The 21566-nt window shown below is 54.5% G+C and carries 16 protein-coding genes; 10 read left to right on the plus strand and 6 right to left on the minus strand.

Going from position 1 to position 21566, the window contains the following annotated elements; translation table 11 throughout:
- The first annotated feature begins 97 nt into the window (after positions 1–97).
- Positions 98–1084, plus strand: coding sequence for an MBL fold metallo-hydrolase (locus ACR0CW_RS03860; RefSeq protein ID WP_480786873.1), 987 nt, complete (start codon positions 98–100; stop codon positions 1082–1084).
- A 126-nt stretch (positions 1085–1210) separates the two neighbouring features.
- On the opposite strand, the gene ACR0CW_RS03865 is transcribed toward ACR0CW_RS03860, so the two are convergent.
- The 5 genes from ACR0CW_RS03865 to miaA all read right to left on the minus strand — a co-directional run bounded on the left by ACR0CW_RS03865 (position 1211) and on the right by miaA (position 8960).
- The gene (locus tag ACR0CW_RS03865) at positions 1211–3298 is read right to left on the minus strand and encodes a dipeptide ABC transporter ATP-binding protein (RefSeq protein ID WP_155143749.1); all 2088 of its coding nucleotides are present in this window, start codon (positions 3296–3298) and stop codon (positions 1211–1213) included.
- Positions 3299–3389: 91 nt separating this feature from the next.
- Positions 3390–4853, minus strand: coding sequence for an ABC transporter permease (locus ACR0CW_RS03870; protein ID WP_480786874.1), 1464 nt, complete (start codon positions 4851–4853; stop codon positions 3390–3392).
- A gap of 13 nt (positions 4854–4866) precedes the next feature.
- Entirely contained in the window at positions 4867–5913 is a 1047-nt protein-coding gene (locus ACR0CW_RS03875; RefSeq protein WP_155143745.1) for an ABC transporter permease, read from the minus strand.
- Positions 5914–6049: 136 nt separating this feature from the next.
- Positions 6050–7720: an ABC transporter substrate-binding protein gene (locus ACR0CW_RS03880; protein WP_155143744.1), complete on the minus strand. Its 1671-nt coding sequence runs from the start codon at positions 7718–7720 to the stop codon at positions 6050–6052.
- A 346-nt stretch (positions 7721–8066) separates the two neighbouring features.
- Complete coding sequence (miaA, locus tag ACR0CW_RS03885; RefSeq protein ID WP_480786875.1) at positions 8067–8960, minus strand: tRNA (adenosine(37)-N6)-dimethylallyltransferase MiaA; 894 nt, start codon at positions 8958–8960, stop codon at positions 8067–8069.
- A gap of 97 nt (positions 8961–9057) precedes the next feature.
- Here miaA and pyrH point away from each other — a divergent pair, with 97 nt between their 5' ends.
- Both pyrH and ACR0CW_RS03895 read left to right on the plus strand, forming a co-directional pair.
- Complete coding sequence (gene pyrH, locus ACR0CW_RS03890; RefSeq protein ID WP_155143741.1) at positions 9058–9810, plus strand: UMP kinase; 753 nt, start codon at positions 9058–9060, stop codon at positions 9808–9810.
- Between the two features lie 239 nt (positions 9811–10049).
- Positions 10050–11636, plus strand: a complete 1587-nt coding sequence (locus ACR0CW_RS03895; protein WP_480786876.1) for a BCCT family transporter — start codon at positions 10050–10052, stop codon at positions 11634–11636.
- 47 nt (positions 11637–11683) lie between these two features.
- Here the strand turns inward: ACR0CW_RS03895 and ACR0CW_RS03900 are convergent, their stop codons facing one another.
- Positions 11684–12064, minus strand: coding sequence for a VOC family protein (locus ACR0CW_RS03900; RefSeq protein WP_170332994.1), 381 nt, complete (start codon positions 12062–12064; stop codon positions 11684–11686).
- Between the two features lie 251 nt (positions 12065–12315).
- Between ACR0CW_RS03900 and ACR0CW_RS03905 the strand changes: the two genes are divergently transcribed.
- The 7 genes from ACR0CW_RS03905 (at position 12316) to ACR0CW_RS03935 (ending at position 21444) form a co-directional block, all read left to right on the plus strand.
- Positions 12316–13542, plus strand: coding sequence for an aminotransferase class V-fold PLP-dependent enzyme (locus ACR0CW_RS03905; protein WP_480786877.1), 1227 nt, complete (start codon positions 12316–12318; stop codon positions 13540–13542).
- A 47-nt stretch (positions 13543–13589) separates the two neighbouring features.
- Complete coding sequence (locus ACR0CW_RS03910; protein ID WP_480786878.1) at positions 13590–15023, plus strand: cryptochrome/photolyase family protein; 1434 nt, start codon at positions 13590–13592, stop codon at positions 15021–15023.
- Positions 15024–15084: 61 nt separating this feature from the next.
- Positions 15085–16293: a class I SAM-dependent methyltransferase gene (locus tag ACR0CW_RS03915; protein WP_480786879.1), complete on the plus strand. Its 1209-nt coding sequence runs from the start codon at positions 15085–15087 to the stop codon at positions 16291–16293.
- Positions 16294–16309: 16 nt separating this feature from the next.
- Positions 16310–16750 (plus strand): TrgA family protein, encoded by a 441-nt coding sequence (locus ACR0CW_RS03920; protein ID WP_155143730.1) that lies wholly within the window; start codon positions 16310–16312, stop codon positions 16748–16750.
- A 31-nt stretch (positions 16751–16781) separates the two neighbouring features.
- The gene (locus ACR0CW_RS03925; protein WP_480786880.1) at positions 16782–17897 is read left to right on the plus strand and encodes an NUDIX domain-containing protein; all 1116 of its coding nucleotides are present in this window, start codon (positions 16782–16784) and stop codon (positions 17895–17897) included.
- 68 nt (positions 17898–17965) lie between these two features.
- Positions 17966–19000 (plus strand): cysteine synthase A, encoded by a 1035-nt coding sequence (locus tag ACR0CW_RS03930; RefSeq protein WP_480786881.1) that lies wholly within the window; start codon positions 17966–17968, stop codon positions 18998–19000.
- Positions 19000–21444 carry a DUF3772 domain-containing protein gene (locus ACR0CW_RS03935; protein WP_480786882.1) on the plus strand — a complete coding sequence of 815 codons (2445 nt, stop codon included), beginning with the start codon at positions 19000–19002 and terminating at the stop codon, positions 21442–21444. Before ACR0CW_RS03930 ends, ACR0CW_RS03935 begins: the two co-directional genes overlap by 1 nt.
- The last annotated feature ends 122 nt before the right edge of the window (positions 21445–21566 follow it).

Below are 21566 nucleotides of genomic sequence, written 5' to 3' on the forward strand. Positions count from 1 at the left end.
CCTGATTTTTCTGGCCTGAGCCAGGCGACTGACGATTGCTACCTTGAAATTGGTGGTACGGAACAAACCCGTGCCTGTCCAATACGGAGGTACAATAATGGATCGAAACGATCTGAAGCCCACAATTCTTAACGGCAATCGCGACTCTCTGGCCCCGGGTCTTTCGCGACGCTCATTCTTTATGGCAGCTGGTGCAGCAGGTGTCGGGGCAGGGGCGTCTTTGCTTGGCAGCAAGCCCGCAGAAGCGCAATCACAAGCGTGGCTGCAACCCGGTAACAACAACCATGTGATCGATCTGCAGGGCTCAACCGGACAGGCAAGCAGTGGAACGGTCGGGATCGACTATTACGGCCACTGCGCTATCAAGATCACGTCACCCAATGGTGCCACGGTTCTGTTTGATCCCTGGAGGGATGATCCGTCGGGGGCTTGGGGGCTGTGGTTCAGAAATGAGTTCCCTCAGATCCCTGTCGATATCACGATGTCCACTCACGCTCACTTTGATCACGATGCTATCGAGCGTCCCAGCTCGACGATGGTGCTGGATAGAATGGCAGGGAATTTTGAGTTCGCGGATCTGAAAATCACTGGATTTGCAGACAAACACGCCTGTGTCGCACCGGGCTGGTATGACTGGACCAATGCGCTGGCCGAATTTGGAGTTGAGGCCTGCCCGCCGAACAACGTCGGTCATATGGATATGGTTGTTTACCTGGTGGAGACAGGTGGCATCCGAACCCTGATCTGGGGTGACAATCGACATAACCCGCCACAAGAATTCTGGGATGCGATTGGCCAGGTGGATGTTCTGACACTGCCTGTAGATGGCTCGCAACACATCCTGAGCTATCAGCAAGGTAATGATATCGTTTCGAAATTGAAGCCGAAGATAATCATCCCAACGCATTATCTGAATGACGTGACTTCTTACACGCTGACGACTTTGCAATCTGCTGATGAATGGGTGAAGGGGCAGTCGAGCTACAAGATGCTTGATAGCGCCAGTCTGAGCTTGAATGCTGAGGAAATTTCAGGAATGTCTGAAGAGTACATGTATTTCGGTAACAACGTGCTGACCGGTTAAACAGACCCACACAAACGCCACTCACGATCAGTTTGTGCGGATGAGTTTAGCCTCCCCCCAATTGGAAGAACTCAGCACAAAAAAGGGGCCGGTGCAGACCGGCCCCTTCTGATCTGACGGAGAAAATTACTCCGCAGCGATCTTGATGACCGGTTCCATGCGGGCAAGGATGTCTTCTGCCAGATGGCATTTGACCTGATGGCCACCTGCAAGAGTTTGTACCGGGGGCACTTCCTTTTCACACAAACCACCGGGCACTTCCGATTTCCAGCGGCAACGTGTTTGGAATGGACATCCTGGAGGTGGGTTCATCGCCGACGGAATGTCGCCTTCCAAAACGATATGCTCTTTTTCAACCGACGTATCCGCGATTGGTACAGCACTTAGCAGGGCTTCGGTATAGGGGTGATAGGGCGGTGCAAAGACCTGATCGGTTGTTCCCAACTCAACCACATGGCCCAGATACATGACCATGACCCGGTCGCTGAGATAGCGAACAATGGAAAGGTCGTGGCTGATGAACAGCAGCGTGGTTTTCTGTTCGCGCTGAATCTCCATCAACAGATCGGTCACTGCTGCCTGAACCGACACGTCAAGCGCCGAAACAGGTTCATCCGCGACAACGATGCGGGCGTCCCCGGCAAACGCTCGGGCGATGCCAACGCGTTGTTTCTGGCCACCTGAAAGTTGGCGCGGCATGCGTTCGGCAAAAGCCCTTGGCAGTTTCACGAGGTCAAGAAGTTCAAGCATACGCTGCTTGCGCTCTGCCTCGGAATTGCCGACGCCAAAGATCTCGAGCGCGCGAATGATCTGGCGACCCACTGTCATGGACGGGTTCAGCGTATCGAACGGGTTCTGGAACACCATTTGAACTTCGCCAACTGTCTTGGCGTCACGCTCTTCAATCGGCACGTCTTCGATGTTGCGGTTGTCCAACAGGATTTGGCCATCGGTCGCTGTTTCAAGCCCCATCAGAACCTTGGCAAAGGTAGACTTACCGCAACCGGATTCGCCCACAATGGCCAGCGTCTCGGACTCGTGTGCCTCGAAACTCAGGGTTTCATTCGCCTTGACGACCTTCTTCTCACCGCCGCCGAATAGCGCGTTTGCCGCAACCTCATAGTACTTCTTGAGATTGTCCATCTTCAGGACGGTGCGGCCAATTTCGCCTTTTTCCTTTTGCTCGCCAACGGTGATCGGCGCATTCCAGTCGATCTCCTGGAACTTCAGGCAGCGCGTGTGATGTCGGTCATTTCCTGGAACAGCCTCCATGACGATATCCTGAGCGTCACAGCGGCCTTCTTCGAAATAGTCACAGCGCGGGCCAAAGTTGCAACCCGGCGGCCGTTCGTGGGGCAGGGGAAAGTTACCCGGGATCGCCACCAGCGGGCGCGAGTTCTTGTCTGCTCCGGGCAGTGGAATCGAACGGAACAGCGCCTGTGTATAAGGGTGCTGCATTTCATCGAATACATCATGGATCGAACCGCGCTCGACCGCTTCACCCGAATACATCACGCAAAGCCGGTCACAGGTTTCCAGCACCAGACCAAGGTTGTGACTGATGAACAGCATCGAGGTGCCGTATTTTTTACCCAGATCCTTGACCAGTTCCACCACAGCGGCTTCAACGGTCACGTCCAGCGCTGTTGTCGGTTCGTCCAAAATCAGCAGCGCCGGTTTCGACATCAACGCCATCGCGATCACGATCCGCTGCTGTTGGCCGCCCGACAGTTGGTGAGGGAACGAGTTCAGCATCCGCTCGGGGTCAGGCAGGCGCACGTCGGTGACCACCTCCAGTGCTCGGGCGTAAGCCTCTTCTTTGCCGACGCCCTCATGGATCATCGGCACTTCCATCAGTTGCTTGCCGATTTTCATCGCCGGGTTCAGCGATGCCATCGGTTCCTGATAGATCATAGCGATCTCGTTGCCACGAATATCGCGCAGTTCTTCGGTCGTCATCTCACTCAGATCGCGGCCCTTGAACTTGATGCTTCCGCCGACAATACGACCGTTTTTGCCCAAATCCTGCATAACGCCCAGCGCCACGGTAGATTTCCCGCAACCGGATTCACCCACCAGCCCAACGGCCTCGCCGGGTTGTACGCTAACCGAGAAATCCATCACGGCCGGAATTTCCCGAAGGCGGGTGAAGAATGAGATGGACAGCTTGTCGATCTCAAGGATCGGGCCGTCATAATCCGCCAGTTTGTTCATCTTTGCATCTCCTCGCGAGAGTCAGGGAAATCCCGTCATCTGGCTAAAATGTCATTGGAGGCCGGGAGCAAAGCCCCCGGCCTTGATCACATCAGTCCTTCAAGCTTTCCTCACGCAGGCCATCCGCCAGCAGGTTCAGACCCAGAACCAGCGACAGCAATGCGAGGGCAGGAGGAAGGGCAGGGTGCAGGTAGATCGAGAGCAGTTTACGCCCTTCATTGATCGTTGAACCCCAGTCCGGGCTTTCCGGCGGAAGACCCAGCCCGAAGAAACCCAAGGTTCCCAGCAGGATGGTGGTGTAGCCGATACGCAGGCAGAAATCGACGATCAGCGGACCACGTGCGTTTGGCAGGATTTCCCACAGCATGATATACCATGGGCCTTCGCCACGGGTTTGTGCCGCTGCCACGTAGTCGCGTGTTTTGATGTCCAGTGCGAGACCACGAACGATACGGAACACCGTAGGCGAGTTCACAAAGACCACCGAAACGAACACAACGAGAATACCACCGGGAATGTCGAACAGGTCGAGATAGGTGGGCAGCCCCCAGATGCGATAGGTTTCGGTGTTGACGATGTATCCACCGGTCGAGATCAGCGACAGATAGAGCCAGATCGCGATACCGAGAACTCCGATCAGAAGCGGTGTTCGGAATTTGGGACGCGTGTAGTAGCGCGAGTTCAGCAAAACCCCGATGAACAGGATCGGGAAGATGAACAGCACCGCAGCCATATAATTCGGCACGCCTGTTGCAACGATCTCTGGTGTCACCAGCAGGTAGAACAACAGGATGACCGGGAAGGCGAGGATCAGGTTGGCGAGGAAGGACAGGAAAGTATCCAGACGCCCGCCATAGTAACCTGCGGGCAGGCCCAGGGTGATACCGACCATAAATGCAAACAGCGTCGCAAGCGGTGCAATCTGCACAACAATCCATGCGCCCTTGACCATCCGGCTGAATACGTCACGAGCAAGGTTGTCGCCGCCCAAAAGGTACCAGGCAAACTCACCCTCTTCCGCATTTGGCAGAGGTGTGCCGGGCACTTTGTTTTTCATGCCTGAAACCTGATCCAGAGGATCGTGGGTCACGATGAGGTCGAGCGCACCGAAGATTCCGGTGAAAACCCAGAACATCACCAACCCGAAGCCGATCATGCCAATCGGGCTGTCAAACAGCTTACCATACAGTCCAAGACGGCGTTTGAAGGCTACGGACATGGCAAACAGGATGATCAGCGACACCCAAACGGGCAAAAATTGTTGGGAAATGGCGCCCACGATGCCTGCGCTTGTACCCAGCAATACTCCCAGTACCAGATAAGCGACAGCGGCTGCGACAGCAGCCATGAAGGAATAGCGTAGCGCCATTTGTGCAAGTCCGCGGAAGCCACCTCCGGAACTCAGGGTTCCATCGGCATTGACTGATACGGGTGCTTCCGCCTGAAAGATACTTGCCAAAATCCATAGCACGATCGAGAGCGCCAGAAGCACGAGCGCGATCATGAGGATTGGGTTGAGAAAGGCGATAGAGCCGGTCCAGCTAAGAGGTTCCATGATCTATCCTCCCTTACGAAATGCGAATGCGCGGGTTGAGGTAGACGTAGCCGATATCTGAAATCAGCTGCGTGACCAGAACCACGAATACGGAGACAACCGAAATGGCTAGCAAGAGCTGGATATCGTTATTCCCTGCAGCCTGAACCAGCGCCCAGCCAAAGCCCTTGTAGTTAAACAAGGTCTCGACGATCACCACGCCATTCAGCAGCCATGGGAACTGCAGCATGATGACTGTGAAGGGCGCGATCAGCGCATTGCGCAGCGCGTGCTTCATGACGATGTTTGAGAACGAGACGCCCTTGAGGCGGGCGGTTCGGATGTACTGCGCGGTCATAACTTCGGTCATCGAAGCACGTGTCATCCGCGCGATATATCCCATCCCGTAAAGGGCAATGGTCAGAACCGGCAGGAAGAAGTTCTCGAAAGTCGGGTTCTCCATTGCCTGTGTCGCGGTTCCTTTGAACCACTTCAGGCCAACGGTGGACGAGGTGAAGATAGCGATGAAGATCACGCCCGATACATATTCCGGCGTCGCCGTCGTGATGATCGAGAATGTAGATAGTGAGCGGTCAAGTGCCGATCCTTCGCGCATACCAGCCAGTACGCCGACCAACAACGCCGACGGTACCATCAGTACCAAAACCCAGAACATCAGGTATCCTGTGTTCCCCAATCGCTTGGACACGATGGTGCCAACATCATCTTTGAAGACAGTCGAATATCCCCATTCACCTTGAAGAACGCCGCAATAACGCGGGGTGTCTTCGGGTGTTGAGCCAGGGCGGACACAGGTGCCAACGAATTGACCGTCGTCGAGGGTATTGGTGAAACCCGGTACGACGCCAAGCCATTGACCGTATTTGAGCAGCATGGGCTCTCGGTATCCCCGGTTCGCAAGCCAGGTTTCCACCTGCTCATCGGACATACGTTGGTTGCCTTGAGTTTTGGCAAGCTTCTCGAGGTTCGGATAGAGATTGGTCAGAAAGAAGACCACAAAGGTCAGGCACAATGCTGTTAAAAGCATCACCCCGAACCGTCTGAGGATAAAGAGTCCCATGATGGCCCCTGTTGTTCAGGTGTTTCCGCAGATCATTGGACCATTCGCTGGCCTCGGACTTCCGGAGGGTTGCCGGGCGTCTGCGGCTTGAAAGGGTGCCCGTTCAGGGCACCCCAGCTTGTATTACTGATCGGGCTTAGGCGGCCCAACCCCACTTATACTGGTGGTGTTCGAACGAAATGTGCATATCCGTTCCGACCAGGCCGTCTTTCATGTGACGGTACAGAGCGCGCCAATAAGGCTGAACGGTTACACCCTCTTCCTGGATCAACGCGGCACCACGGGCTGCTACCTCACGACGCTTGTCCGCGTCCGCGATGGCCAGAGCTTCGTCGAGAATTGCGTCGAACTCAGGGTTCGCCCAACCAAACTCGTTCCAGGCTTCGCCCGATTTGTAAGCCAGTGCCCAAATTTGGACGCCCAGAGGACGGTGGTTCCAGTTGGTCGAGCTGTAGGGATATTTCGCCCAGTCGTTCCAGAAGGTGTTACCCGGCAGAACCGTCCGCTTAACATTGATACCTGCGTCGCGCAGCTGCGCAGCGACGGCATCGGTTGTATTGCGGCGCCAGTCATCGTCGATCGAGAGCAATTCATGCTCATAATCGGCCATGCCTGCTTCTTCCATCAGCTTTTTCGCGCCAGCGGCATCTACAGGCTGCTTGGGCAGTTCGGGATATTCCGGGTGAACCGGTCCCATGTGGTGGTTTTCAGCGGACGAGCCGCGATTACCATAGCCCAGTTCCAGACAGACTTCGTTGTCGACTGCCATCTGAAGCGCTTTGCGAACGCGTTTGTCAGCATAAGGCTGTTTGCCATCCACTTCGGCCAGCTGGTTCGGACGGATCACGAGGGTTGCCATGGTGATCACTTCGGATTTTTCGTATCCGAGACCATCCAGCACGTCGATGAATTCACCCACGGATTCATGCAGCATGTCGACTTCGTCGGATTCCAACGCCGCCAGCCATGCAGACGGGTCGGTGCCGTAGTCTGTGTACTCGATCCGATCCAGAGCCGGACGGCCGAATACCTCTTCACCCCACCAGGTGTGGTTTTCATTACGGGCCAGTGAGCATTTAACACCAACTTCCAGCTCTTCGATCACATAAGGACCAGTGCCTACGTTGTTAGTCAGGTCGTTCTCATTAAACGAACTGTGCACGATAGCTGCCGGATAGTCCGACATACCCGCAATCAGAGAGATGTCCGATTTTGGCAGGTTGAGCTGAACGGTCTGCGGATCGACAACCTGGATTGCGCCGTCGATGGCTTGACCGGTGCCTTCATCCACGAGCGTTGCAAAGCGGCCCGCCATGGAGTTTGTTTCCGATGATTTATCGCACCAGCGGGCAATATTGCGCGCCACGTCATCGGCAGTGAAATCATCGCCATTGTTCCACTTCACACCCGGGCGAAGCTTTAGCGTGTACTGGGTTGCATCTTCGTTGATTTCCCAGCCTTCCAGCAGCATGCCGCGGAATGTACCGTCCGAGTTGTACTCGACCAGGTATTCCAAGGTGCCGCGGCTCTGGTTGCCCATTTCGGACCAGTCATAAGTGCGTGGATCCTTCAGGGCGCGAACGCTCATCTGAACGCGCAGAGTACCGCCTTCTTTCTTGACGTCTTCGCCTGCTGCCATTGCAGGGGCTGGTAAACCGATCATTCCGTAAGCAGCTACCGCCGACACACCAAGGCCGGTCGCGCGCGTCAGGAACTCACGGCGATTAAGTTTGCCGTCCCGATACTCTTGGGCATGCATCTCGGCTGCCCAATGAATCGGTGTTCCGGTCATTGTAGTGTTTTCCATGAATGTCTCCCTGTGACACAGTTTTATCTTGAAGATCGTTCGAACTACTCTGATCGGATGCAGCCGATCGGTAATTCCTTGGGTTTTCTTTTTTGGATTCTAAACATCCCCATGCACGACATTCGGCACCAGAATTTACACAAGGTCAATGTTCGAAATCGTCATCCACGATACAAAAACGACATTGATGGCGAAAGTTGACTGGTAATCAATAAAACCGCAGACGGTGTTTCTGTCCGGATTCGCGACATGTTTCTGACCGCAAGATACTGCATACCACGGCATTCAATTTGTCGTGTGTTTGCGGTAACTTCCCGGTCGCAGGTAATGTCGTTGGATTAAAGTATCAAGCTGAGGCGACAATCCAGTTCCAGGATTTCATGCGAGCCCGGAACCATGTCCTTTGGCGCTTGGCGAACTGCCGCGTCGCGATTGTCGCCTTTTCTCTGGCCTGATCGAGTGAAACTTGCCCATCCAGATAGGCTATCAACTCTGGCACTCCGATTGCCTTAAACGAAGGAAGCGCGGGATCATACAACCCGCGCATGGCCTCGACTTCTTCCAGCGCACCGGTTTGCAGCATCAGGTCAAACCGGCGGTTGATCCGATCCAGCAGCCAGTCTTTGTCTGTGTCAAAAACAATCGGAACAGCGTCGCTCAGCTTCAGTATCGGCGGTGGGGTGTCCATCTGCCAATCGCGCAGAGATTTTCCAGTCGCTTTCTGGACCTCCCATGCGCGCTGTACCCGCGCCCGATTTTGCACATCGATCCCATCAAGCGTCTTTCGGTCCACGCCTTGCAACAGGACGTCCAACGACAAACTGTCGGCTTCTGATCGAACTTCTGCAGGCGTTGCGGGTATATCTGCCATGCCTTCGGTAAGGGCAGTAAAGTACAGTCCCGTACCACCTACAATAATGGGGCGCTGACTTGATTGGAGGAGCGGAGTAACCTCTCGCAACCAGTGGCCGGTGGAGTAGGTTTGGTCATAGGTGATGTGACCGTATAGCTTATGCGGAGCCTGTGCTTCTTCCTCAAGCGAGGGTCGGGCAGAGACTACTCGCCAGCAATCATAAACCTGGCTTGCGTCCGCATTCACGATCACGCCGCCATGCCGCTCGGCAATCTGCAAGGCCAGCGCCGATTTTCCCGATGCGGTAGGGCCGGCAATGAGCACCGGTTTGCCATCAGGAATAGATGGCAACATGTCACAAATACGGGTCGCAGAATCTTCGTGCATCTGTGGTTGCCTTGTTCCGTACCATTCGCATTGAACCTGCGTGGCTTTTGCTTCATTTTGCGCCGGAAAATAAACCCGTGCCAGCCCGGAGCGCAACATGAGCCTGTCATCCACCACTGAAACCACCGACGCCCCAAAAACAAAGTACAATCGCGTTATGCTAAAGATCTCGGGCGAGGCGCTGATGGGAGATCAGGGATTCGGGCTTCATCCACCAACGGTTCAACGCATCGCGCAGGAAGTGAAGTCGGTTCATGATCTGGGTGTCGAAATCTGCATGGTGATTGGCGGCGGCAATATCTTCCGCGGTCTTTCAGGTTCGGCACAGGGGATGGAACGGACAACAGCCGACTATATGGGAATGCTCGCCACTGTTATGAACGCACTGGCCATGCAGTCCGCGCTTGAAGGCGTCGGCGTTTTCACCCGGGTGATCTCAGCGATCCGTATGGACGAAGTTTGCGAGCCGTATATCCGTCGTCGCGCCGTCCGTCACCTTGAGAAGAAGCGGGTTTGTATTTTTGCGGCCGGGACCGGCAATCCCTACTTTACCACAGATACTGCAGCCACCCTGCGCGCCAATGAAATGGCTTGCGAGGCGATCTTTATGGGCAAAAACGGTGTGGATGGTATCTATGACAAAGATCCAAAGGCCCACGCGGACGCTGTTAGATATGACACCGTGACCTACGATGATGTTTTGGCCAAGCGTTTGCGGGTAATGGATGCATCAGCTATCGCATTGGCACGGGACAATAATTTGCCCTTGATCGTCTTTGGTCTGGATGAACCCGGCGGCTTCCGTGGCATTCTGGCGGGTGAGGGCACCTATACCAAAGTCCAGGGCTAAGACCGGTATTCCGGCTGCTTCGCCATTGGTGATTCTCTGCATCCGAAACCGGACACCCACCACCCACACTGCGTAAAAACTGTTAGCGAAAACGGCATTTCACGTCGATAAAGTGCGTGTCGTTTTTGCACGAAAAGCGAACTGGATGTCGTTTTTGACGCCTACTCAGTCTCTGCAGATGTGACGCATATTTCTTCCTTGCCTGATGAGAAAGGCACTAAATCAGAGAGGAAGAGATAATGTCCGATAACTCGGAAACCGACTATGAGGTCGGTCAGGACAATGTCCAGATCATGGGTCTGGACGTCCACAATCCGGTCTTCGCTGTTTCGGGTCTAACCATCATTGCTTTCGTGTTCTTCTCGCTCGTGTTTCGCGAGCAGGCGGCCGAATTCTTTGGTTGGCTTCGTCCGGCACTGACCAGCAATTTCGACTGGGTGTTCATGATCGCAGCAAACATCTTTGTTGTGTTTTCGCTGATTCTTATCGTGACACCATACGGTTCGATCCGCCTTGGCGGCGACGATGCAAAACCGGATTACAGCTATGCTGGCTGGTTTTCGATGCTGTTTGCCGCAGGCATGGGTATCGGCCTGGTCTTTTGGGGTGTCGCGGAACCAATCTCGCACTACGGCTCATCGCTGGGTGGTGTCGCTGTAGGTGAGGACGGCGTTCGCACCGATTGGGCGCCATTGGGTGCGGGTCTCGAAGATCCCGAAGCCTCCAAAAAGCTGGCAATGGCCGCGACGATCTTCCACTGGGGCATGCACCCATGGGCGGTTTATGCAGTGGTTGCGTTGGCGCTGGCCTTCTTCAGCTTCAACCGTGGCTTGCCGTTGACCATGCGCTCGGTCTTTTATCCTCTGTTTGGTGAGGCGACCTGGGGTCCGCTTGGACATATCATCGATGTTCTGGCGGTGTTTGCGACCATCTTTGGTCTGGCCACTTCGCTGGGTCTGGGTGCTACGCAGGCGTTGGCTGGTCTGAACTACCTGTTTGATGTTCCGATCACTGATGGGATGAAAGTGCTGTTGATCGGCCTGATCACCGCCTTTGCACTGGTTTCGGTCATTGCGGGTCTGGACAAGGGTGTGAAGCGTCTGTCCGAGGCAAACATGATCCTTGCTGCGGCACTGCTGTTGCTGGTTCTGATCGTTGGTCCGACTTTCGCGATCCTGACGGGTTTCTTCGACAGCATGATCGAATACGTCATTGCATTGCCCGCACTGTCCAACTGGGTTGGTCGTGAAGACACCAACTTCATGCAGGGCTGGACCACCTTCTACTGGGCCTGGTGGATTTCCTGGTCACCTTTTGTGGGTATGTTCATCGCCCGTATTTCGCGTGGCCGAACAGTTCGTGAATTCGTAATCTGCGTCATCCTGATCCCGACTGTCGTTGGTGCATTGTGGATGAGCGTCTTTGGTGGTGCGGCACTGGATCAGGTTCTGTCCGGTTCGGGTCAGGGTCTGTCGGATGCTGCGCTTGAACTGAAAATGTTCAAGATGTTCGAAGCCTTCCCAATGACTGGTCTGCTCTCCTTCATCGGTATCATTCTGGTGGTGGTGTTCTTTGTGACCAGCTCGGACTCGGGCTCGTTGGTGATCGACACCATCACTGCTGGAGGTAAAACCGATGCCCCCACAGCCCAACGTGTCTTCTGGTGTATTCTGGAAGGTGCGATCGCGGTTGTGCTGCTGCTGGGTGGTGGCTTGGGTGCGCTGCAGGCTGCGGCAATCGCAACGGGCTTTCCGTTCGCGATCGTTCTGGTCCTGATGTGCGTTTCGATCTTCATCGGACTGGCCAACGAAAAGCGCCGCAAGTGATGCACTAAGTAAAAAAGGGGCCCCGGCGGGTTGCCGGGGCCTTTTCATCAGGTCTGGTTCTCAAAGAAACCGACCGAATTTCCGTCCGGATCTTTGGCGTAGAAAAAACGCCCTGCTGGGATTTGGATGGGTTCAGACACAACCTGTCCTCCAGCGCTTTCCACCCGTTTCATGACATCTTCCAAAACACCTTGGGCAGCCAGGTGAAGGGTAGGGCCATTGCCGTTGGTTGCGGGTTTGCCAGGGTAGATGTGCAGAGCGACCCCGGTCTCGGGATTGGCGGGTTTGAAAACCGCCATTGGACTGGGGCAGTTCGGGTCAAGTTGCAGATCACCACCTGTGACCGATGAATAGAACGCCATTGCCTTGTCCATGTCGCTGACGGGCAGTTCGCCCCAGACAAGAAAATCCTTGGGAGAGTAGTCCATGAGAAACCTCGTTATTTGTGGATGAGGCAACGATCTCATGCACTGATGACAAGATACGTCATCAGGTTGTTGTTCGGCCGCGGACTGTGCTGGATATTACATAAGCGTCAGTATCGATGTTTCCGCTTGAAGGAATTTCCGTGATGCTTCAATCCTTTGTCGAGGATGCCGCGCGGTTGGCTACAAAGCCGAGGTGAAAGCCTTGTTTGGGCCTTGGCGTGGTATGGGACTTGATTGAGGAGCTATGTCCGATGAGCACGCTGGACATTGATTTTGTACGGGCACAATTCCCCGCGTTTTCCGAACCCAGCCTGCAGGGACAGGCATTTTTTGAGAACGCTGGCGGATCGTATACCTGCAAACCCGTCATCGACAGGCTGACCCGGTTTTACACACAGCGGAAGGTGCAGCCTTATGCGCCGTATGACGCCAGCCGTCTGGCTGGTGAGGAAATGGATGAAGCGCGCGTACGTATGGCCGCATTGCTGGGCGTCGACACGGATGAGCTGAGCTTTGGTCCGTCCACAACGCAAAACACCTATGTCCTTGCTCAGGCTTTCCGCAAATGGATGAAGCCGGGTGAGGCAATTATTGTGACCAATCAGGATCACGAGGCAAACTCCGGCCCGTGGCGCCGGCTGGCAGAAGATGGGATAGAAGTTCGGGAATGGCAGATTGACCCGGATACAGGTTCACTGAACCCAGAAGATCTGGAAAACCTGCTGGATGAGAAAACGCGGCTGGTCTGTTTTCCGCATTGCTCGAACGTTGTTGGTGAAATCAATCCTGTTACTGAGATCACGGCGATTGCGCATGCAGCGGGTGCGTTCGTCTGTGTGGATGGCGTGTCCTATGCGCCGCATGGTTTCCCGAATGTGGGTGATCTGGGGCCCGACATTTATCTGTTCTCGGCTTACAAAACCTATGGTCCGCATCAAGGGTGCATGATCATTCGTCGCGCTATAGGTGAGCTGCTGCCCAATCAGGCACATTATTTCAACGCAGATGTTCTGTATAAAAGGTTCACACCAGCCGGGCCCGACCATGCGCAAATCGCTGCGAGTGCCGGTATGGCCGACTATGTCGATCAACTGTGCGAACATCACGGTGGCCCTGATGGGGATGCGTCTCAGCGCGGCGCATTCGTGCATGATCTGATGCGGGCGCACGAGGTTGCTTTGCTGCAGCCAGTGCTTGATGCGGTGAAAGATCGGAATGCCTTGCGTCTGATCGGACCTTCAGATGCAACTCGTCGTGCACCCACTGTCGCGCTTGCGCTTAATCGAGAGGCAGGTCCGGTCGCGTCGAAATTGGCCGAAATGGGTGTGATGGCGGGCGGCGGAGATTTCTATGCTGTGCGCGCTTTGCAGGCGATGGGAGTAAAGCCAGATCAGGGTGTGCTGCGTCTCAGCTTTACGCATTACACGTCCCGACAGGAAATTGATCAATTACTGGATGCACTTGACCGCGTTTTGTAATCCAGTTTTCGCTCTGTACCGTATACGGAAGAAAACACAGGGCGATTATGACAGACGAGCGGTCTCCGATCATTTTGTGGTTCCGACGGGATTTGCGCCTGTCGGACCATCCGGCTTTGAGTTCTGCCATTCAAAGCGGCAGGCCTATCATCCCGGTTTTCATTCTGGACGAACTTGTTGAAGGGCTTGGTGCGGCTCCTAAATGGAGGCTGTCACTGGGACTTGATGCGTTTTCAGAGGCGTTGTCACAAACTGGCAGCTCGTTAATTCTCCGTAGGGGCCAAGCACTGGAAACACTGCGGAACCTTGTTGCCGAAACCGGGGCCGGGTCGGTTTTCTGGTCTCGGGCTTATGATCCCGAGGCGATCAAACGCGACAAGCACATCAAAGCGCAGCTTACAGCTGGCGGTGTTGAGGCAAAGTCATTTTCCGGACACCTCTTGTTCGAGCCCTGGACCGTAGAAACAAAATCGGGACAGCCGTTCCGCGTTTTTACACCCATGTGGCGTGCTGTCCAAAACAGAGCCGTGCCGACGCCTGAGCCTGCGCCAAATCAGCTGATTCCACCGTCGGTTTGGCCCGCATCTGAAGACCTGACTTCATGGCAACTGGGGGCCGCAATGAACCGCGGAGCGGAAGTTGTGCGTCCCTTTGTGCAGCCGGGTGAGAAGGCGGCGCATGACCATTTCTTTAGTTTTCTGGATCGAGTTGCAAACTACCCGGATCAAAGGGACCAGATGGCAGAAAACGCAACCTCGAACCTGTCGGAATACCTGTCATTGGGCGAGATTGGTCCGCGTACCATATGGCACGTGTTACAGAATGCCGGGCAAACCGGCGCATCGGGGACCGAAGCATTCCTGCGACAGTTGGTGTGGCGCGAATTTGCTTATCATCTGATGTTCCATTTTCCCCATATTCTGACACGCAACTGGCGGGAAGAATGGGATGGCTTCCCATGGAACACTGACCCCGAACTGCCCGAGGTTGTCGCCTGGAAGCAGGCAAGAACCGGAATTCCGGTCGTCGATGCCGGACTACGTGAGATGTACGTGACGGGTCGCATGCACAACAGGGCGCGTATGGTGGTTGCCAGTTATTTGACCAAACACCTGATGACGCATTGGAAGATCGGAATGGATTGGTTTGCCGATTGCCTGATTGATTGGGATCCTGCTGCCAATGCGATGGGCTGGCAATGGGTGGCTGGTTCAGGTCCGGACGCGGCTCCGTTTTTCCGGATATTCAACCCTCAAACACAGCAAGAAAAGTTTGACCCTAATTCAAGCTACCTCAGGCAGTGGATCGCCGAAGGTCAGTCTGACCCATCGGCGACCTCTCTGGCGTATTTCAACGCAGTGCCGCGCTCGTGGGGATTAGACGCCAGCGATATTTACCCTCAACCCATCGTCGGATTGCAGGCTGGCCGAAACCGCGCTCTGACAGCGTACGAAACCCGAAAATCGCCAGTAAGGAATTGAAAACTTGCCAGAAACAGAATCGCGTCCTAGCTTTGACTCAGGACCGCAGAGGGGAGAGCGGATGATCCTGACGACCACTGAAGGGCAGGAAAACCTGCCGAGATATTTTTCGCAAGTCTTCAAGATGCTGACCCGAATGGAGTCGGGCAGGTTGGATATCGCGCTACCAGACGGTCGCGTGTTTCGCGCCGAAGGGGCCAAGTCCGGTCCTGTTGCACAAGTTGACATTCACGATCCGGACGTATTTGCCCGCCTGATCCGGGAGGGAGAGTTAGGCTTTTCTGACGCTTATCTGGAAGGCGAGTGGAGTACACCAGATCTGCGGTCCTTCATGGATCTTGTGCACAGAGGGACCGAAGCGGTCTATGACGATTTCACCGGTAGGTTCCTGGTGCGTGCATATGAGCGACTGCGGTTCTGGTTGCATCGAAATAATCGCGCGCAGGCCAAAAAGAACATCTCATATCACTATGATCTTGGGAATGAATTCTACGGTCTCTGGCTCGATGACACCATGACCTATTCCAGTGCCATCTTTGAAACGGGCCAGGAAAGCCTGGAGAAGGCCCAAACCGCAAAATACGCCAGTATGGTAGATGAAATGGGAGCCAAGCCCGGCGACCACATTCTGGAAATTGGCTGTGGCTGGGGTGGATTTGCCGAATACGCTGCGAAAGAGCGTGGATTGAAAGTGACGGGCCTGACCATCAGTCAGGAGCAGTTGAAGTTTGCCAGGCAAAGAATTGAAAAGGCGGGGCTTTCCGATCAGGTCGAGTTCAAGCTGCAAGACTACCGCGATGAGCAGGGACAATATGACGGTATCGCCTCAATCGAGATGTTCGAAGCCGTCGGACAAAAATATTGGCCTGTATACTTTGATACGGTCCGTGAACGTTTGAAGCCGGGTGGTCAGGCAACACTGCAAATCATCACAGTGGCTGATCACAGGTGGGACGTGTACAAGAACGGCGTTGATTTCATTCAGAAATACATCTTTCCGGGCGGTATGCTCCCTGCGCCGAAGGTGCTCAAAGAACAGATAGCTCGCGCTGGCCTGAATATCGTGCATTCACGAGAGTTCGGGCAGAGCTACGATCTGACGCTGCGCCGCTGGTATGAGACGTTCAACTCAAAGTGGGATCAGATTGCCGATTTGGGGTTTGATGAGCGTTTTCGCCGCATGTGGAATTATTATTTAACCGCATGTGGCGCAGCCTTTGACACGGGTAATTGCGATGTGACACAGATCACTATAGCGAAACCCAGTTAAGGAACGGATACTACGAATGCCTACTGCTCCAAAGCTTGTTGCCGCTATTTGTCTGATGGTGGTGGCCTTTCTGGTATCCGGCATGATCATCGACAACGGAGAAGAAGGCAAAAGCTATGGCTACTTCACGTTTGTGAACCTGGCCTTAGGATTTGCCTGCGGTTGGGGCATCATGGGCAAACGGGCTGGCCGGGGCTGGACTTCCGCCCTCAACAACGGATTGACCGGGATGGTCTCTTTGGTGTTCTGGGGGTTGTTCGTGCAGGGAGCCTACGAAATGTTCCGCCTTGCAATGCGGCACCGCTATGATGGTCCGTTCGAGGCGGTTCTTGCCATCTTTGAGCTTGGAGTCGAGTTCGGGAAACAGCTTATGGTGCCTGAGATTCTGATCACTTTGGCTATCGGCGCGCTGGTGGCGGGGGTGTTTACTGAACAGGCTGCCCGGCGCTGGCGCTAAGCTCATTCGATTAAAAAGCGAGACGTAATCTTTGTCAGATTTGTTTTTCTACGGCACGTTGCGGTACGTGCCACTGCTTGAGTTGGTTCTGGGACGCAGCAGCGCGGATATATCGTTTACACAGGCAGTGTTGTCTGATCACGCAGTTTATGCGGTCCAGGGGCAGGCTTTTCCCATGATCGTCAACGAAGCAGGAAGTACCGCCGAAGGCATCATTGTGCGCGGTTTGAGCGAGCAAGATCTTGACCGCCTGACGTTTTACGAAGGCGGGTTCGACTATGACCTGCATGTCCATATGCTGACGTTACAAGACGGTACTACTGCGCAAGCGCAGGTGTTTTTTCCGGCACCGGATGCATGGGTTCCCGATACGCTTTGGTCACTGCAGAAGTGGGAAGATGCTTGGGGGGCGATGACCCTGCAGGCGGCGTCAGAAGTAATGGCCTATTACGGTCGGGTTGATGCGAGCCGCATTCAGCGGAGCTTTCCTGCGATCCGCACACGGGCTTGGGCTAAACTGGCCGCGCAGCAGCGCCATACCGGCGATCAGCACGACGTGAGCCGAGACGTGATCGTCAAAAGCCATCGGCGGGCTTACATCAACTACTTCGGCATGGAAGAGATCGAGCTGCAGTACCGGCAGTATGATGGCTCAATGGGGCCGGTGCTGAATCGCAGTGCGCTTCTGCAAGGAAGCGCTGTGATTGTATTGCCCTATGATCCCGTCCGCGATTGTGTCCTGCTGGTCGAGCAGTTCCGGACCCCGGTGTACCTGATAGATGACCCCGAGCCGTGGATGTGGGAGCCCGTAGCCGGCATGATTGATCCGGGTGAGACACCCGAGCAGGCAGCCCGGCGCGAAGCAGTGGAAGAGGCGCAGATCGAACTGACGGCACTGGAGTACGCGGGTGGTGCATATTCATCGAGTGGGTCTTCGACCGAATATGTTTATCTCTACGTTGGGCTTGGCGATCTGATTGAAACAACGGAAAACGGTGGGCTTGCATCCGAAGGCGAAGATATCCGCAGCAGAATCCTGCCTTACGAGGAATTCATGGAGATGGTGGATAACCACACCTTCAAGGATTTGCCGCTTTTGTCGCTGGCGCATTGGCTTGCAAGGCATCGCGAACGCCTGCGGGGATAGCTATCCCTGCTTGTGGTCAGGGCTGAGCGCCTGTACATCTGCGATAATACCAATGAGATGAGGGTGCTATGCGCATTGCACGAGATCTGGCCGACGCAGTAGGTAAAACACCGTTGATCCGGCTGCGCCGCATCAGTGAAGAGACAGGGTGCGAAATTCTTGGCAAGGCCGAGTTCATGAACCCGGGCCAATCGGTCAAGGATCGGGCGGCGCTGTACATAATTCGTGATGCGATTGCGCGCGGCGATCTAAAGCCTGGTGGCACTATCGTTGAGGGCACAGCGGGCAACACAGGCATTGGTCTGGCGCTGGTTGGTGCATCGATGGGTTTCAAGACTGTCATCGTCATTCCGGAAACCCAGTCCGAAGAAAAGAAGGACATGCTGCGCCTTGCAGGTGCACAACTGGTTCAGGTACCCGCAGCGCCTTATCGTAATCCCAACAACTTTGTTCACTACTCTCGCCGTCTGGCCGAGGAGCTTTCACAGAGCGAACCCAACGGTGCGATTTGGGCCAACCAGTTCGATAACGTTGCAAACCGTCAGGCACATGTTGAGACAACTGGCCCGGAAATTTGGGAACAGACCAATGGCAAAGTCGACGGATTCATTTGTGCTGTCGGTTCTGGTGGGACGCTTGCTGGTGTTGCCGAGGCACTGCAACCCAAAGGTGTGAAGATTGGCCTGGCTGACCCAATGGGGGCCGGGCTGTTTTCCTACTACACCACCGGTGAAATCGCGATGGAGGGTGGCTCGATCGCAGAAGGCATCGGCCAAGTCCGGATTACTAAGAACCTCGAAGGATTCACGCCCGATCACTCGTATCAGATTACCGATAACGAGGCGCTTCCATACATCTTCAACCTGTTGCGCGAAGAGGGGCTGGTTATGGGTGGATCTACGGCGATCAATATGGCTGGTGCTGTGCGACTGGCCAAGGAAATGGGGCCAGGCCACACGATTGTGACCGTTCTGTGTGACTTCGGGACCCGCTATCAGTCTAAACTGTTCAACCCCGATTTCCTGCGCGAAAAAGAGCTGCCGGTTCCTGATTGGATGACCGAAGCGCCGCGCAGCATTCCTGGCGTATTCGAGGACGTATGATGCTGCAGCAGGTTCGCCTGTTCCTTACCCTGATCGCGGTTCTCGTGATCGGTTTTGCTGGCGTCGCATCAGCTCAGCTGACAGATCGTCAAAGCGAATACTACAAAGGGTGGGTAAGCACGGCGAACCGCGCCGAAGCAGTCATCGAAGCCAACCGTGCTTCGAACGCTTCTCTGGAAAATTTACGCGAAGAAATAAATGGTTACAGAGAGGACTTCAATAAGGCCAGGGGCGCTAATACCGAGCGGATCCAAACCCTCGAAGCCCAGATCAAAGCGCTAGGTCCAAAGCCCGAAGAAGGATCGAGCGAGCCTGAAGATATCGCTAATCTTCGCGCTCATCTGGAGACCCAACTGAACAGTTTACGGGTCCCTCGTATCATTTCCCAAGAGGCGTATAGCCGGGCAAATGGTCTGATTAGTGAAATCGATCAGCTTATCCGGGATCGTCAGAAGAAAGAGTTTCTAGAGCGCGGACCTTCCCCCATAAACCCGGTCTATTGGGCGCCAGCATGGGTCGATTTGACCGAGGCCGCGCGCAGTCTTGCCAACGAAACCTTGCAGAATTTGCGATCGGATGTTGTTCGGGAAGAGTTGCGCGATCGCGGCTTAGCCATCTTCGTGTTGGTCGCCATCGCGCTGGTCTTGCTGATTTACGGCAGACAATGGTCCGAGAAGGGCGGAGACTATCTACGTAGCCTCGGAGGAAGTGGCAGCGGTGTTTGGACCTTCATAATCTCGCTGTTTCGGATCATTCTTCCCTGGCTTGGCGTTACACTTTTGGTTCAGGCAGTCGTACTGACGGGCGTGCTGGGGTTACGTGGCGCTCTGCTGTTTCAGGAGATCCCATACTGGGCCGCGATTATCTTCTATTATGATTGGATTGGCCGTCAGATTTTCCTGATGGGAGCGGCTCAGAACTTCACAAGTATCTCATCGAACAAGATCAAAGAACTGCGTGTCTACATTGATCTGCTGGCCGTTATGCTGATCCTGCACGAGCTGGCGAATTTGTTCGAGCAGATAGAGAACATCTCAGACGCAACGCAAGCTGTGGTAAGCTTCCCGGTCATTGTGGCAACATCGCTCCTTCTTTTGCGAGTTCGCCAGATCCGACGCATAGAACCCGATGGGGAAAAGGCAGAAGCCAGCACAACGCGTGCTGCGGGCTTTAGCCAACTCATAGATGTTCTGCGTAAAGCTCTGTTCTTTCTCGGCATCGCGAGCCCGATCCTTGCGATCTTTGGGTATACAAACGCAGCCGAAGCAATCGTCTTTCCAGCAGTAAAGACACTTGTTCTGATCGCAGCGTTGGTGATCGTTCAGCGTTTTATCAGTCTGATTTACGGATGGATTACAGGGCAGGGTGATGCAGCCCGTGATTCACTCTTTTCGGTTCTTGTAGGGTTCGTTCTCGCGATCCTGTCCTTGCCGGTGTTGGCAATTTACTGGGGTGCACGTGAATCTGATCTGAGCGAAGCTTGGTCAAGGCTTTTGCTTGGCTTCGATATTGGTGGAGTTACAATCTCTCCCAGCAATTTCCTGACATTCGTCGCAATATTCGCAATCGGCTATATGCTGACGCGTCTGTTGCAGAGTGGCCTTCGAAATTCGCTGCTTCCTAAGACCAGCATTGATCCGGGAGGGCAGAACGCGATTGCCGCTGGTACTGGCTATGTTGGAATTTTCCTGGCTGCGCTGGTTGCCATCACGGTGGCAGGGTTCGATCTGTCTTCACTGGCGATTGTTGCGGGCGCTCTGTCGGTCGGCATCGGTTTTGGTCTGCAGACTATCGTTTCCAACTTTGTCTCGGGCATCATCCTGCTGGTCGAACGCCCGATTTCCAAAGGTGACTGGATCGATGTGAACGGGATGATGGGGTATGTCCGTGACATCTCGGTGCGTTCAACACGGATTGAGACGTTTGACCGAACGGATGTGATTGTTCCGAACTCAGATCTGATCAGCGGCGTGGTAACGAACTATACACGTGGCAACACAGTTGGGCGGGTGATTGTCCCCGTCGGCGTGGCCTATGGTACGGATACGCGCAAGGTCGAGACTATTCTGGGTGATATTGCAAACGGACATCCAATGGTTTTGGCAAACCCAGCGCCCAGCGTGGTGTTCCAGGGTTTTGGCGCTGATTCACTGGATTTTGAAATCCGAGCCATCCTGCGGGATGTGAATTGGGTGTTGTCAGTCAAATCTGACATGAACCATGAAATCAATCGCCGTTTCGTCGAAGAAGGTATCGAGATTCCGTTCGCTCAGCGTGATGTGTGGTTGAGAAACCCCGAAACGTTGCAGGCACCGGGTAGTGATAAGCCTAAATCAACCAAGCCTGATGCCGACAATCCGTCGCCAAAAGCAACTTTAGAAAGCTCTGATCCGATCGAAATGACCGAAACTGACCTGTCTCCTGATAACGGAGATGAGGTCTGATAGGCATGTTGGTGAAGACCTTTCAGTCAGCGCAAATCTAGTGCCGTCGGGCTTTCATACTCGTCAGATAGATTTGCGCAGAAACAGAGCAATTTCGCTGATTTCGGGCCTTGCAAATCTGG

The organism is Ruegeria sp. CH6 (assembly GCF_056537005.1).

Coding starts and splice junctions, on each gene's coding strand:
- ACR0CW_RS03860 (WP_480786873.1), top strand. CDS start 98: ATGGATCGAAACGATCTGAAGCCCACAATTCTTAACGGCAATCGCGAC.
- ACR0CW_RS03865 (WP_155143749.1), bottom strand. CDS start 3,298: ATGAACAAACTGGCGGATTATGACGGCCCGATCCTTGAGATCGACAAG.
- ACR0CW_RS03870 (WP_480786874.1), bottom strand. CDS start 4,853: ATGGAACCTCTTAGCTGGACCGGCTCTATCGCCTTTCTCAACCCAATC.
- ACR0CW_RS03875 (WP_155143745.1), bottom strand. CDS start 5,913: ATGGGACTCTTTATCCTCAGACGGTTCGGGGTGATGCTTTTAACAGCA.
- ACR0CW_RS03880 (WP_155143744.1), bottom strand. CDS start 7,720: ATGGAAAACACTACAATGACCGGAACACCGATTCATTGGGCAGCCGAG.
- miaA (WP_480786875.1), bottom strand. CDS start 8,960: ATGCACGAAGATTCTGCGACCCGTATTTGTGACATGTTGCCATCTATT.
- pyrH (WP_155143741.1), top strand. CDS start 9,058: ATGAGCCTGTCATCCACCACTGAAACCACCGACGCCCCAAAAACAAAG.
- ACR0CW_RS03895 (WP_480786876.1), top strand. CDS start 10,050: ATGTCCGATAACTCGGAAACCGACTATGAGGTCGGTCAGGACAATGTC.
- ACR0CW_RS03900 (WP_170332994.1), bottom strand. CDS start 12,064: ATGGACTACTCTCCCAAGGATTTTCTTGTCTGGGGCGAACTGCCCGTC.
- ACR0CW_RS03905 (WP_480786877.1), top strand. CDS start 12,316: ATGAGCACGCTGGACATTGATTTTGTACGGGCACAATTCCCCGCGTTT.
- ACR0CW_RS03910 (WP_480786878.1), top strand. CDS start 13,590: ATGACAGACGAGCGGTCTCCGATCATTTTGTGGTTCCGACGGGATTTG.
- ACR0CW_RS03915 (WP_480786879.1), top strand. CDS start 15,085: ATGATCCTGACGACCACTGAAGGGCAGGAAAACCTGCCGAGATATTTT.
- ACR0CW_RS03920 (WP_155143730.1), top strand. CDS start 16,310: ATGCCTACTGCTCCAAAGCTTGTTGCCGCTATTTGTCTGATGGTGGTG.
- ACR0CW_RS03930 (WP_480786881.1), top strand. CDS start 17,966: ATGCGCATTGCACGAGATCTGGCCGACGCAGTAGGTAAAACACCGTTG.
- ACR0CW_RS03935 (WP_480786882.1), top strand. CDS start 19,000: ATGCTGCAGCAGGTTCGCCTGTTCCTTACCCTGATCGCGGTTCTCGTG.